Origin of the sequence: Comamonas sp. 23, assembly GCF_049601575.1 — a bacterium.
GTDB lineage: Bacteria > Pseudomonadota > Gammaproteobacteria > Burkholderiales > Burkholderiaceae_C > Comamonas > Comamonas squillarum.
On the sequence record NZ_CP187127.1, the window covers coordinates 608015 to 621249 of the forward strand.

General features: G+C 61.3%; 15 protein-coding genes. 11 read left to right on the forward strand and 4 right to left on the reverse strand.

Annotated features, from left to right (window positions below):
* Positions 1–63: 63 nt before the first annotated feature.
* On the forward strand, positions 64–1824 hold the full coding sequence (gene ptsP / locus ACPEE1_RS02630; RefSeq protein WP_423935109.1) for a phosphoenolpyruvate--protein phosphotransferase: 1761 nt from the start codon (positions 64–66) through the stop codon (positions 1822–1824).
* Between the two features lie 14 nt (positions 1825–1838).
* Here the strand turns inward: ptsP and ACPEE1_RS02635 are convergent, their stop codons facing one another.
* On the reverse strand, positions 1839–2831 hold the full coding sequence (locus ACPEE1_RS02635) for a GlxA family transcriptional regulator (protein ID WP_260718433.1): 993 nt from the start codon (positions 2829–2831) through the stop codon (positions 1839–1841).
* 83 nt (positions 2832–2914) lie between these two features.
* On the opposite strand from ACPEE1_RS02635, the gene ACPEE1_RS02640 reads away from it, so the two are divergent.
* Positions 2915–3556: a cysteine hydrolase family protein gene (locus ACPEE1_RS02640; RefSeq protein WP_423935111.1), complete on the forward strand. Its 642-nt coding sequence runs from the start codon at positions 2915–2917 to the stop codon at positions 3554–3556.
* 78 nt (positions 3557–3634) lie between these two features.
* Here the strand turns inward: ACPEE1_RS02640 and lipA are convergent, their stop codons facing one another.
* The 3 genes from lipA to ACPEE1_RS02655 form a co-directional block, all read right to left on the reverse strand.
* Complete coding sequence (gene lipA, locus ACPEE1_RS02645; protein ID WP_116926861.1) at positions 3635–4615, reverse strand: lipoyl synthase; 981 nt, start codon at positions 4613–4615, stop codon at positions 3635–3637.
* 141 nt (positions 4616–4756) lie between these two features.
* A complete protein-coding gene (gene lipB / locus ACPEE1_RS02650) occupies positions 4757–5461 on the reverse strand; it encodes a lipoyl(octanoyl) transferase LipB (protein ID WP_423935113.1) in 705 nt (234 codons plus the stop codon).
* A 57-nt stretch (positions 5462–5518) separates the two neighbouring features.
* Positions 5519–5830, reverse strand: coding sequence for a YbeD family protein (locus ACPEE1_RS02655; protein ID WP_116926830.1), 312 nt, complete (start codon positions 5828–5830; stop codon positions 5519–5521).
* Between the two features lie 219 nt (positions 5831–6049).
* Between ACPEE1_RS02655 and ACPEE1_RS02660 the strand changes: the two genes are divergently transcribed.
* From ACPEE1_RS02660 to ACPEE1_RS02700, 9 genes are all read left to right on the forward strand, one after another.
* Positions 6050–6523 (forward strand): ATP synthase subunit I, encoded by a 474-nt coding sequence (locus ACPEE1_RS02660; RefSeq protein WP_021025613.1) that lies wholly within the window; start codon positions 6050–6052, stop codon positions 6521–6523.
* A gap of 20 nt (positions 6524–6543) precedes the next feature.
* Positions 6544–7407 carry a F0F1 ATP synthase subunit A gene (gene atpB, locus ACPEE1_RS02665; protein ID WP_021025614.1) on the forward strand — a complete coding sequence of 288 codons (864 nt, stop codon included), beginning with the start codon at positions 6544–6546 and terminating at the stop codon, positions 7405–7407.
* 52 nt (positions 7408–7459) lie between these two features.
* Positions 7460–7708, forward strand: a complete 249-nt coding sequence (atpE, locus tag ACPEE1_RS02670) for a F0F1 ATP synthase subunit C (RefSeq protein WP_021025615.1) — start codon at positions 7460–7462, stop codon at positions 7706–7708.
* 35 nt (positions 7709–7743) lie between these two features.
* Positions 7744–8214 carry a F0F1 ATP synthase subunit B gene (locus tag ACPEE1_RS02675; protein WP_021025616.1) on the forward strand — a complete coding sequence of 157 codons (471 nt, stop codon included), beginning with the start codon at positions 7744–7746 and terminating at the stop codon, positions 8212–8214.
* Between the two features lie 12 nt (positions 8215–8226).
* Complete coding sequence (locus ACPEE1_RS02680; protein WP_116926831.1) at positions 8227–8775, forward strand: F0F1 ATP synthase subunit delta; 549 nt, start codon at positions 8227–8229, stop codon at positions 8773–8775.
* Between the two features lie 42 nt (positions 8776–8817).
* On the forward strand, positions 8818–10377 hold the full coding sequence (atpA, locus tag ACPEE1_RS02685) for a F0F1 ATP synthase subunit alpha (protein ID WP_116926832.1): 1560 nt from the start codon (positions 8818–8820) through the stop codon (positions 10375–10377).
* 18 nt (positions 10378–10395) lie between these two features.
* Positions 10396–11268: a F0F1 ATP synthase subunit gamma gene (gene atpG / locus ACPEE1_RS02690; protein WP_021025619.1), complete on the forward strand. Its 873-nt coding sequence runs from the start codon at positions 10396–10398 to the stop codon at positions 11266–11268.
* 34 nt (positions 11269–11302) lie between these two features.
* Positions 11303–12706, forward strand: a complete 1404-nt coding sequence (gene atpD, locus ACPEE1_RS02695) for a F0F1 ATP synthase subunit beta (RefSeq protein WP_116926833.1) — start codon at positions 11303–11305, stop codon at positions 12704–12706.
* A gap of 71 nt (positions 12707–12777) precedes the next feature.
* Positions 12778–13194, forward strand: coding sequence for a F0F1 ATP synthase subunit epsilon (locus ACPEE1_RS02700; protein WP_021025621.1), 417 nt, complete (start codon positions 12778–12780; stop codon positions 13192–13194).
* Positions 13195–13235: the final 41 nt, after the last annotated feature.

Sequence of the window (13235 nt, forward strand, 5' to 3'; positions counted from 1 at the left end):
TTCTGAGACAGGCGTATAAATCAGCTTGGCGCAACGAGCGCGCCAGCGAAGAGGAAGATCCGCATGACATTTGCCATCCATGGAATTGCAGTGGCCCGGGGGATTGCCATTGGCCGGGCCGTCATGGCGGCGTCCAGCCACCTGGAGGTGACCCATTACCTGATCGAGCCCGACCAGGTGGCGCGCGAGATCGAGCGTGTGCGCAAAGGGCGGCTGGCAGTGATCGAAGAGCTGCAGCGCCTGCGCGGCGACCTGGGGGTCGATGCCCCGCAGGAGCTCGAGCCGCTCCTGGATGTGCACCTGATGCTGGTGCAGGACGACATGCTGTCCTCGGGCGTGCGCCAGCTGATCAGCGAGCGCCTCTACAACGCCGAATGGGCGCTGACCGCGCAGCTGGAGCTGCTGTGCCGCCAGTTTGACGAGATGGACGACGAGTACCTGCGTGAGCGCAAAGGCGATCTCGAGCAGGTGGTCGAGCGCGTGCTGCGCCATATGCGTGGCGTCTCCAGCCCGGTGGCGGCGCCCGTCAGCACGCCGCTGGGCGTGCAGGAGGGGCAGCACGACTGGGTGGCCGATGAGCGCGATGCGCCGATGGTGCTGATCGCCAATGACCTCTCGCCGGCCGACATGCTGCAGTTCAAGCAAAGCGTGTTTTCCGGGTTCGTCACGGCCGTGGGCGGCAAGACCAGCCACACCGCCATCGTCGCGCGCAGCATGGATATTCCGGCCGTTGTGGGCGCACGCACGGCCAGCCAGCTCATCCGCGCCGATGACTGGGTCATCATCGACGGCGATGCCGGGGAGGTGATCGTCGATCCCTCGCCGATCCTGCTGGAGGAGTACCGCTTCAAGCAGCGCCAGATGCGCCTGGAGCGCGAGCGCCTCTCGCGCCTGCGCGATACGCCCTCCATCACCATCGATGGCGAGCGCATCGAGCTGCTGGCCAATATCGAGCAACCCGGCGATGGCCCGGCCGCAGTTAAAGCGGGTGCCGTGGGCGTGGGGCTGTTCCGCACCGAATTTCTCTTCATGGGGCGGAGCGGCAAGGTGCCCGATGAAGAAGAGCAGTACCGCGCCTACCGCGAAGCGCTCGAGGGCATGCAGGGCATGCCGGTGACGATCCGCACACTCGACGTGGGCGCCGACAAGCCGCTGGACAAGGCCCAGCCCAAGGACTACTACCTCAACCCGGCGCTGGGCTTGCGCGCCATCCGCTTCAGCCTGGCCGACCCGGAGATGTTCCGCACCCAGCTGCGCGCCATCTTGCGCGCCGCAGCGCACGGCCCGGTGCAATTGCTGTTTCCAATGCTCGCCCATGTCAGCGAGATCAAGCAGACCCTGGCGCTGGTCGAGCAAGCCTCGCAGGAGCTGCGCGAGCGCAATGTGCCCCAGGGCCTGGTCAAGCTGGGCGCGATGATCGAGATACCGGCCGCGGCGCTGACGGTGCGCACCTTTTTGAAGTACTTCGATTTCCTCTCGATCGGCACCAACGATCTGATCCAGTACACGCTGGCGATCGACCGGGCCGATGAGGCGGTGTCGCAGCTCTACGACCCCTTCCACCCCGCCGTGCTGCGCCTGGTGGCCGAGGTCATCCAGGCGGCCAACGCCGCCGGCAAGGATGTCTGCGTCTGCGGCGAAATGGCCGGCGATACCGCGATGACCCGCTTGCTGCTGGGCCTGGGGCTGCGCAGCTTTTCGATGCAGCCCGCGCAGATCCTGGCCATCAAGCAGCAGGTGCTGCGGGCCGATACGCGGCGCCTGGTGGGCTGGGCCCAGCAGGTCGTCGATGCCGAGAATCCGGCCGATCTGTTGGAGAGCTAAGGCCTTCGCAGGGATTACTCCGCCGGCGTGCGAAAGCGGCTGCGGTACTGGCCCGGTGTCGTGCCCAGCTGGCGGCGAAACGCGCGCTGCAGCGTGTCGGTGGTGTTGAAGCCGCAGGTCTGGGCCACCCGCTCCAGCGGGGCATCGGTGGCCTCGAGCTGCTGGCGGGCTGCCTCCACCCGCGCAGCTTCCAGGTAGGCGGCCGGTGTCATGCCCAGCTCGGTCTTGAAGATACGGGCCAGCTGCCGGTCGCTCACATGCATCTGCTCGGCCAGGTCGGGCATCGACAGCGGCTGGCCCAGGTGCTCGGCGATGTACTGGCGCAGCTTGTCCATGCGGCGCGTGCTCGACAGCGGCTCGAGCATCACGCTGAACTGGCTCTGCCCGCCGGGGCGTTTCAAGAACATCACCAGCTGGCGCGCCACGCGCATCGCCAAGGTGTTGCCAAAATCCTCGGCCACCAAGGCCAGCGCCAGATCCAGGCAGGTGGTCAGGCCCGCACCGGTCCAGATGTGGCCCTGCTGGATGTAGATGCGGTCGGCATCGACGCGGATGCCGGGATGGTCCTGGGCCAGCTGCGCGGCCGTGGACCAGTGCGTTGTGGCCTCCCTGCCGTCGAGCAGGCCGGCGGCGGCCAGAATATGGGCGCCGACACAGACCGAGGCCACGCGCCGGGACTGTCCCGCCAACGTCTGCACCCATTGGACGACAGCCGGATCGGCCAGCGCCTGCACGCGGCCCTTGGCATCGGTGTCGACCGAGCCCGGCACGATCAAGGTATCAATGGCCTGGTGCTGCAGGCTATCCAGGCGTATGTCGGGCAGCACGCGCACGCCTGCAGCGGTGGTGACCGGGTCCAGTGACTCTGCAGCCAGCAGCACCTGGTAGCCGCAGGGCGCTTCCATCTCGCGCTGCAGCAATGCAAATACCTCGGGCGGGCCGCTGATGTCGAGCAGGTCAACCCGGTCAAACAACACGATCACCATCAGGCGTTCAGGGTGCGGCATGCGTTCTTTCGTTCAAGGCGGGTGTCGGTTTCTGCGGCAAAGACGGCATTGTCCGAAGCGGGGGCTGTCCCTAAGATGCATCCATGTCGCCACCACTGCCGGTGGCGGTCAACCCTCTACACCAGGCCACCACCATGCATACCAGCACTCTACGCGAACTCAACCAACTTGACGCCAAGCCCGCGGTCCTGGCCCAGTCGACCCTGATTCTGGTCGACTACCAGAACACCTACACCCAGGGCGTGATGGCGCTCGAAGGCTGGGAGGCCGCGCTGGACGCCGCATCCCGCCTGCTGGCCCAGGCCCGCGCGGTCGGCGCCAAGGTGATCCATGTGATGCATGATGGCGGCGCGGGCTCGCCGTATGACATCCGCGCCGAGATCGGCCAGATCCATGCCAGCGTGGCGCCGCAGGCCGGGGAGCCGGTCGTCGTCAAGACCGCTCCGAATTCCTTCCACAACACCGATCTGGCCGAGCACGTCGATGCTGCCGGCAACGCGCAGCTGGTGATCATCGGTTTCATGAGCCATATGTGCGTCACCTTCACCGCCGAAGGCGCCTTCCTGCGCGGCAAGCGCGCCACCGTCGTTGCCAATGCCTGTGCCACCCGCGCGCTGCAGTCGGCTGCCGGTTCGGTCTCTGCCGTGCAACTGCACCAAAGCGCGATGGCCACCATCGGCGACCTGTATGCGGTGGTGGTGGGCAGCAGCGCGGCGCTGGGTTAAGACTGCGACTCTGGCGCGAGCCCCAACGCAAAAAGGCTGCCCGGTAGGCAGCCTTTTGCTGTGATGAACACCGCGCGTTTAAACGCCAGCCGCGTGTGCCTGCTGGTCGGCGTGGTAGCTCGAGCGCACCATCGCGCCCACGGCGGCATGGGTGAAGCCCATCTTGTAGGCCTCTTCTTCAAACATCTTGAAGGTGTCGGGGTGCACATAGCGGCGCACCGGCAGGTGGCTGTTCGAGGGCGCCAGGTACTGGCCGATGGTCAGCATGTCGATGTTGTGGGCGCGCATGTCGCGCATCACCTGCAGGATTTCCTCATCCGTCTCGCCCAGGCCGACCATGATGCCGCTCTTGGTGGGCACGCTCGGATGCAGGTCCTTGAACTTCTTGAGCAGGTTCAGGCTGAACTGGTAGTCGGAGCCGGGGCGCGCTTCCTTGTACAGGCGCGGTGCGGTTTCCAGGTTGTGGTTCATCACATCGGGCGGGGCAGCCTTGAGGATTTCCAGTGCGCGGTCATCGCGGCCGCGGAAGTCCGGCACCAGGATCTCGATCTGGGTCGTGGGCGAGAGCTCGCGGATGTTCTTGATGCACTCGACAAAATGGCCCGAGCCGCCGTCGCGCAGGTCATCGCGGTCGACGCTGGTGATCACCACATACTTGAGGCGCAGTGCGGCAATGGTGCGCGCCAGGTTCAGCGGCTCGTTCAGATCGAGCGGGTCGGGGCGGCCATGGCCCACGTCGCAGAACGGGCAGCGGCGCGTGCACTTGTCGCCCATGATCATGAAGGTCGCCGTGCCCTTGCCAAAGCACTCGCCAATGTTGGGGCAACTGGCCTCTTCACAGACGGTGTGCAGGTTGTTCTGGCGCAGGATGTCCTTGATCTCGTAGAAACGGGTCGTGGGGCTGCCGGCCTTGACGCGGATCCAATCGGGCTTTTTCAGCACCTCGGCTTGCTGGACCTTGACGGGGATGCGCGCCAGTTTGGCGGCCGCCTTTTGCTTGGCCAGCGGGTTGTAGGTGGCAGCGGACTGTGCTTCGCGCACGACTTCATTGGTGCTCATGATGCTCACTTTAGTTGTTTCACCGCGTTCTGTGCGAGATGCACGCACAAACCCGCTGGGGCCGTAGGCTCTGAGCAAGAACGGCCCGAGGCTGCTGCGCCGCCCCTTGGTGGGGACCAGGGCGTGCGCTGCGGCACCCGCTTATGCAGAACCGGCAGTCGCCAAGCGGGAGGACAGCTCGCGCGCCAAGGTCTTGGCCACGTCCTCCCAGTCGGCGTTAACCCCAATTGTAGAAAGATCGACGGTTTGCAGCCCGGCATAGCCGCAAGGGTTGATGCGGTGGTAGGGTTCCAGGTCCATCTTTACATTCAGGGCCACACCATGGTAGCTGCAGTGGCGGCTGATCTTGATGCCCAGCGCGGCAATCTTGCCCAGGCCGTCAAACACCGGCTCGGGTGCGGGGCTGGTGCCATCGCGCTGCACCGGGCGCTGGGCCAGCATCGCGTGGGAGAAGGGGTCATCGAGGCGCACATAGATGCCGGGGGCCCCCGCCACGCGGTGGCCGGTAACGCCCAGCGAGGCGAGGGTGCGGATCACCGCCTCTTCAATGCGGAACACATATTCTTTGACGAAGTAGCCGGCACGCTGCAGATCGATCAGCGGGTAAGCGACCACTTGCCCCGGGCCATGGTAGGTGACCTGGCCGCCCCGGTTGGTTTGTACCACTGGAATGTCGCCTGTATGCAACAGATGGCTGGGCAGGCCCGCAATGCCCTGGGTGAAAGTGGCCGCATGCTCACACATCCACAGCTCATCGGGCGTTTGCGGCGTGCGCTGCGCAGTGAATTGCTGCATGGCGTGCAGCGTGGTCTCGTAATCGGCCTGGCCAAGAAAGCGGGTCTGCATGGCGAAAAGCGGCCGCAACGGGCCGGCAAGGTTCACAAAGGTGACAACAAGGTGCGCTTACAGTACGACCTTGACCAGGGGGCTGGAGGTGAGCGCCCGGTAGAGGTTGTCGAGCTGTTCGCGGCTGGTGGCCGTCACGGTGATGGTGACACCCAGGTACTTGTCGCCGCTGCTGGGGCGCAGCTCTACCTTGCTGGCGTCGAAGAAAGGGTCGTGTTCCTTGGCGATGGCGGTGACCGCGTGGACAAAGCCGTCCTGGTTGAGCCCCATCACTTTAATCGGAAAGTCTGAGGGGTATTCGATCAGGGAATCTTTGCGAGGATCGGTGCCGGAATCGCTGGGGTCTGCAGCAGGTGTGTTGGTGCTCATTTTGCTATTAAAACAGAAGCTTGCAAGTGATGTGCCATCAGTCGATAAGCCATCTTCATGGTGTGGAATTTGTCGGATGCAGCTGACGTCAAAAGGGGCTGGATGGGGGCTTGTGTGCCGCAAAAAAACAGACGCGCAACAAAACGCTTCCCGTTTGCAACGGGTTTATCCTTATAATCGCAGGCTTTGGCTAGGTTGTTCTGCCCGGGAGCCAACACTATGACAACAAATGCTCCACAAGAAGAACATGTGGCCGAAGAATCGGACTTCAAGCCCCTGACTGCTCAAGAAGCAGCAGAGTGGCGCCAGCGCCATCCGCCGGTATCGGTGGTGCGTGTGGTGAAGTGGCAGCTGGTTGTCGGGGTGGTGCTCACCGTGTTGGTGGGTCTGGTGACGCAGCGGGCCGGATGGATGTGGTCGGTGGCATACGGTGCGGCGGCGGTGGTGATTCCTGCTGCCTTTTTTGCACGTGGATTGCGGCTGCATCTGGGGGCTGGGCAAGAGAATCTTGCGATGGTCCGGTTCTTTGGTTTGGAGATCGCAAAATTGGTGCTGACCGTGGTGCTGCTACTGCTGGCGCCCCTGGTGGTGCCGGGACTCAACTGGTTGGCGCTGGTGTTGGGTCTGGTTGTAGTGATGAAGACGTACTGGTTGGCGCTTTGGCTGCTGACCAGATCTGCAAAAATTTTGTAATTGAGAAGAAGAGTTGTCCGATGGCCGCAGAAGCGAATGCACCCACTGCAAGTGAATACATCGTTCACCACTTGCAGCATCTTCAGAATATCAAGCAAAAGTCGATCATCGATTTCTCGGTGGTCAACCTTGATTCGATCTCAGTGAGCGTGATCCTGGGCGTGCTGGGCATCTTTGTGATGTGGCTGGCCGCGCGCACGGCCACCTCCGGCGTGCCTGGTCGTTTCCAGGCAGCAGTCGAGATGCTGGTCGAGATGGTGGATAACCAGGCCAAGGCCAATATCCACAACGCCCAATCGCGCAAGTTCATCGCTCCTCTGGCGCTCACCGTCTTCGTCTGGATTTTCCTGATGAACGCGATGGACATGCTGCCGGTCGACCTGCTGCCCCTGCTGTGGCAAGGCGCTACCGGTGACCACCACGCCTATCTGCGTGTCGTGCCTACCGCCGATCTGTCGACCACCCTGGGTCTGTCGACGGCCGTGCTGATCCTGTGCCTGTACTACAGCGTCAAGATCAAGGGTCTGGGCGGCTGGGCGCACGAACTGGTGTCCGCACCTTTTGGTACCAGCAAGAATCCTGTCTTTGCCGTGATTCTCGGCATCGTCAACCTGCTGATGCAGATTATTGAATACGTTGCCAAGACGGTGTCGCACGGTATGCGACTGTTCGGCAACATGTACGCTGGTGAGTTGGTGTTCATGCTGATTGCCCTGATGGGTGGCGCAGCCGCTATGTCGCTCTCTGGTGTGTTGCTCCCCGTGGGGCACATCATTGCAGGCACGATCTGGGCGATCTTCCACATTCTGGTGATTACTCTGCAGGCCTTCATTTTCATGATGCTGACGCTGATTTACCTCGGCCAGGCACATGAAGCTCACTAACTGTTCCCTTTCCTTTTTCTCTTAACCTTTCTTTTTTTTCTCAGGAGTCATCATGGAAAACGTTCTCGGTCTCGTCGCTCTGGCTTGTGGTCTGATTGTTGGTCTGGGCGCTATTGGCGCTTCGATCGGTATTGCTCTGATGGGCGGCAAGTTCCTGGAATCGTCGGCACGTCAGCCTGAGCTGATCAACGAACTGCAAACCAAGATGTTCATCTTGGCTGGTCTGATCGACGCTGCATTCCTGATCGGTGTTGCTATCGCTCTGCTGTTCGCTTTCGCCAACCCATTCCAACTGGCCTAAGCTCCGATCAACGCCGTAGATAGAAAGGTGTTGCCGTGAGTATTAACGCGACCCTGTTCGTTCAGGCCATTGTCTTCTTGATTCTGGTGCTCTTCACGATGAAATTCGTGTGGCCACCTATTGCCAAGGCGTTGGATGAGCGAGCAAAGAAAATCGCCGATGGTCTTGCTGCTGCCGATAAGGCAAAGTCCGAGTTGACAGCTGTGAACAAGCGCGTTGAGGAAGAACTTTCCGCAACCCGCAATGAGACAGCGTCGCGTATCGCGGACGCAGACCGTCGTGCCCAAGCAATCGTAGAAGAGGCCAAGGCCCGTGCTACCGAAGAAGGCAACAAGATCATTGCCGCCGCTCGTGCAGATGCCGAGCAGCAAGTGATCCAGGCGCGCGAATCGCTGCGCGAGCAAGTTGCTGCTTTGGCTGTCAAGGGTGCTGAGCAGATTCTCCGCAAGGAAGTCAATCCTGCGGTACACAGTGATTTGCTCAATCGCCTGAAGACTGAGCTGTAAGGAAGCAACGAAATGGCAGAACTCGCCACCATTGCCCGTCCTTACGCTGAAGCCTTGTTCAAGGCCTGCACTGAAAAGAGTGTTGGCCTGAACGATGCCCTGTCTTGGACGGACGAACTGGCGGCGATTGCCGCCGATCCGGAAATGCGCCTGCTGGCCGACAATCCCAACGTCACCAACGAACAGGTGATCGATGTGATGGCCGGTGTGACGCTGGCACGCGGTTGGGCCTTGTCAGACCTGGCGCGCAACTTCCTGCGCACGGTGGTGGAAAACCGCCGTCTGGATGCGCTGCCTGAAGTGGCCTCGCAATTTCGCGCGCTGGTGAACCGTAACAACGGTTCGTCCGATGCGCTGGTGTACAGCGCCTTCCCCATGGATGACTCCGCATTGAATGCGCTGGGCACCGTGCTGGAAAAACGCTTTGGCCGCCCACTGAATCTGAGCACCACCGTGGACGAGTCGCTGATTGGCGGCGTTCGCGTTGTGGTGGGTGACGAGGTGCTTGACACCTCGGTCAAGGCCCGTCTGGAACAAATGAAAGCAACCCTCACTGCTTAAAGCAGTTCGAGGATTCGGCTAAACCATGAAAAGGAGTGAGTAATGCAACTCAATCCCGCAGAAATTTCTGAACTGATCAAGAGCCGCATTGAGGGTCTGTCAGGCAATTCCGATATCCGTAACCAAGGTACGGTGGTGTCGGTGACCGACGGTATCGTGCGCGTGCACGGCCTGTCCGATGTGATGGCCGGCGAAATGCTGGAATTCCCAGCCACCGCCGATGGTCAACCTTCCTTCGGTCTGGCTCTGAACCTGGAGCGTGACTCGGTTGGCGCCGTGATTCTGGGTGAGTACACCCATATCTCGGAAGGCGACATCGTCAAGTGCACCGGCCGTATTCTGGAAGTGCCCGTGGGCCCGGAACTGGTCGGTCGCGTGGTGAACGCGCTGGGCCAGCCTATCGACGGCAAGGGTCCTATCAACGCCAAGATGACCGACGTGATCGAAAAGGTTGCGCCTGGTGTTATCGCCCGTCAATCCGTGGACCAGCCCCTGCAATCGGGTATCAAGTCCATCGACGCGATGGTGCCCGTGGGCCGTGGCCAGCGCGAGCTGATCATTGGTGACCGCCAGACCGGTAAGACCGCTGTCGCGATCGACGCCATCATCAACCAAAAGGGCCAAGGCGTTACCTGCGTGTACGTGGCCATTGGTCAGAAGGCTTCGTCGGTCAAGAACGTGGTGCGTGCGCTGGAGCAAGCTGGCGCGATGGAATACACCATCGTCGTGGCCGCTACCGCTTCTGAATCCGCTGCCATGCAGTACGTGTCGGCCTACTCGGGTTGCACGATGGGTGAGTACTTCCGCGACCGTGGCCAAGACGCCCTGATCGTGTATGACGACCTGTCCAAGCAAGCCGTGGCTTACCGCCAAGTGTCGCTGCTGCTGCGCCGTCCACCAGGCCGCGAAGCGTTCCCTGGCGACGTGTTCTATCTCCACAGCCGCCTGCTCGAGCGCGCAGCCCGCGTGAACGCGGACTACGTGGAAGCCTTCACCAAGGGTGAAGTCAAGGGTAAGACGGGTTCGCTGACGGCTCTGCCCATCATCGAAACCCAAGCCGGTGACGTGTCGGCCTTCGTGCCTACCAACGTGATCTCGATCACCGACGGCCAGATCTTCCTGGAAACCAGCCTGTTCAACGCCGGTATCCGTCCCGCTATCAACGCCGGTATCTCGGTGTCCCGCGTGGGTGGTTCCGCTCAGACCAAGCTGATCAAGGGCCTGTCCGGCGGTATCCGTACCGACCTGGCGCAGTACCGTGAACTGGCTGCTTTCGCGCAGTTCGCTTCTGACCTGGACGATGCAACCCGCAAGCAACTCGACCGCGGTGCCCGCGTGACCGAGCTGCTCAAGCAAGCCCAGTACAGCCCTCTGCCCGTCGCTCTGATGGCCGCTTCGCTGTTTGCCGTGAACAAGGGTTTCATGGACGACATCGAAGTCAAGAAGGTCCTGCCTTTTGAATCGGGTCTGCACCAGTTCCTCAAGACCAGCTACGGCGCCTTGGTGGACCGTCTGAACGAGAAGAAGGCTTTCGACAAGGAAGGCAAGGACGAAGCTGAACTGACTGCAGCGATCACTGCATTCAAGAAGTCCTTCGCTTAATCCGGTCGAGGAGTCATCATGGCAGCAGGCAAGGAAATACGCGGCAAGATCAAATCGGTGGAAAACACCAAGAAGATCACCAAGGCCATGGAAATGGTTGCCGCATCCAAAATGCGCAAGGCGCAGGAGCGGATGCAGGCAGCCCGTCCATACAGCGAGAAGATTCGCGCAATTGCAGCTCACCTGAGCCAGGCAAACCCCGAATATGTCCACCCCTTCATGGTGTCGAATGACGTCAAGAAGGTGGGTGTGATCGTGGTGACGACTGACAAGGGCCTGTGCGGCGGCATGAACACCAATGTGCTGCGTGCCGTGACGAACAAGCTCAAGGAACTGCAATCTGCGGGTGTCAGCACGGAAGCCGTGGCCATTGGCAGCAAGGGTCTGGGCTTTCTGACGCGCGTGGGTGTCAAGGTGGTGGCCAACGCTACCGCCTTGGGCGATACGCCGCATCTGGATGCGCTGATCGGCCCGGCCAAGGTTTTGCTCGACCAGTACGCTGAGGGCAAGCTGAGCGCGGTCTATTTGTGCTACACCAAGTTCATCAATACGATGAAGCAGGACTCGGTTGTGGAGCAGTTGCTGCCCCTGTCGCAAGAAGCGATCCAGGGCTCGGCACCGGCTGCATCCCACGGCTGGGACTACATCTACGAGCCCGATGCGCAAAGTGTGATCGACGAGCTGCTCGTGCGTTATGCGGAATCGCTGATCTATTCGGCCGTTGCAGACAACATGGCTTCCGAGCAGTCTGCGCGCATGGTGGCCATGAAGGCCGCTACCGACAACGCCGGCAACGTCATCAACGAGTTGAAGCTGATCTACAACAAGACGCGTCAGGCTGCGATTACGACCGAGTTGTCGGAAATCGTCGCAGGCGCCGCGGCTGTGTAATACAGCTCGACTGAAATCAATATTGGAGCAACAAATGGCTCAAGTACAAGGCAAGATTGTTCAATGTATCGGTGCGGTGGTGGACGTTGAGTTCCCCCACGGCAGCGTGCCTAACGTGTATGACGCACTGAAGCTCGAAGGCACTGCCCTGACGCTGGAAGTGCAGCAGCAGCTGGGCGACGGCGTGGTGCGTACCATTGCGCTGGGCTCGTCGGACGGTATCAAGCGTGGCCTGATGGTCACCAACACCGGCAAGGCGATCACCGTGCCCGTGGGCAAGGCAACCCTTGGCCGCATCATGGACGTGCTGGGTAACCCCATCGACGAACGCGGTCCTGTGGACCAGACCTTGACCGCTTCCATCCACCGCAAGGCGCCCGCTTATGACGAGCTGGCCCCTGCACAGGAACTGCTGGAAACCGGCATCAAGGTGATTGACCTGGTGTGCCCGTTCGCCAAGGGCGGTAAGGTCGGTCTGTTCGGTGGTGCCGGTGTGGGCAAGACCGTGAACATGATGGAGCTCATCAACAACATCGCCAAGGCGCACAGCGGTCTGTCCGTGTTCGCCGGCGTGGGTGAGCGTACCCGTGAAGGTAACGACTTCTACCACGAAATGTCGGACGCCGGTGTGGTGAACCAGGAGTCGCTCAACGACTCGAAGGTTGCCATGGTGTACGGCCAGATGAACGAGCCACCAGGAAACCGTCTGCGCGTGGCGCTGACCGGCCTGACCATGGCTGAAGCGTTCCGTGACGAAGGCAAGGACGTGCTGTTCTTCGTGGACAACATCTACCGCTACACGCTGGCCGGTACCGAAGTGTCCGCACTGCTGGGCCGTATGCCTTCGGCCGTGGGCTACCAGCCTACGCTGGCCGAAGAAATGGGCCGTCTGCAAGAGCGTATCACCTCGACCAAGGTGGGTTCGATCACCTCGATCCAGGCCGTGTACGTGCCAGCGGACGATTACACCGATCCATCGCCAGCAACGACCTTCGCCCACTTGGACTCCACCGTGGCGCTGTCGCGTGACATTGCTTCGCTGGGTATCTACCCTGCGGTGGACCCCCTGGCGTCGACCAGCCGCCAGCTGGACCCCCAAGTGGTCGGTGAAGAGCACTACTCGGTCGCCCGCCAAGTGCAGGGTACCCTGCAGCGCTACACCGAACTGCGCGACATCATTGCGATTCTGGGTATGGACGAACTGGCTCCCGAAGACAAGCTCGTCGTGGCCCGCGCTCGCAAGATCCAGCGTTTCCTGTCGCAGCCTTTCCACGTTGCTGAAGTGTTCACGGGCGCTCCAGGCAAGTACGTGCCGCTGTCGGAAACCATCCGCGGCTTCAAGATGATCGTCAACGGCGAGTGCGACCACCTGCCCGAGCAAGCCTTCTACATGGTTGGCACGATCGACGAAGCCATCGAGAAGGCGAAGAAGATCTAAGCTTTGCAGAACGGGCTGCCGCACGCAGCCCTGCTCGCAAACTAGTTTCTTTTTCACTCTGAGGATCAAAGATGAACACCTTCCACGTTGATGTGGTCAGTGCTGAAGAATCCATCTTCTCCGGCGAAGCCCGCTTTGTGGCTTTGCCTGGTGAAATGGGCGAACTCGGTATCTACGCCCGCCACACGCCGTTGATCACCCGCATCAAGCCGGGTTCGGTGCGCATTGAGAAGGCCGACGGCGGCGAAGAGTTCATCTTCGTGGCTGGTGGCATTCTCGAAGTGCAACCCGACTGCGTGACCGTGCTGTCCGACACCGCTGTGCGCGGCAAGGACCTGGACGAGCAAAAAGCGGTTGAAGCCAAGCAAAAGGCTGAAGAAGCCCTCAAGAACGCCAAGGGCGAGCTTGACCTGGCCAAGGCCCAATCCGAGCTGTCCGTCATGGCCGCCCAGATTGCCGCCCTGCAAAAATACCGCAAGAAGCGCTGATCCGCTGTTTGCGCAACTGCCACAGGAAAACCACCGCATGC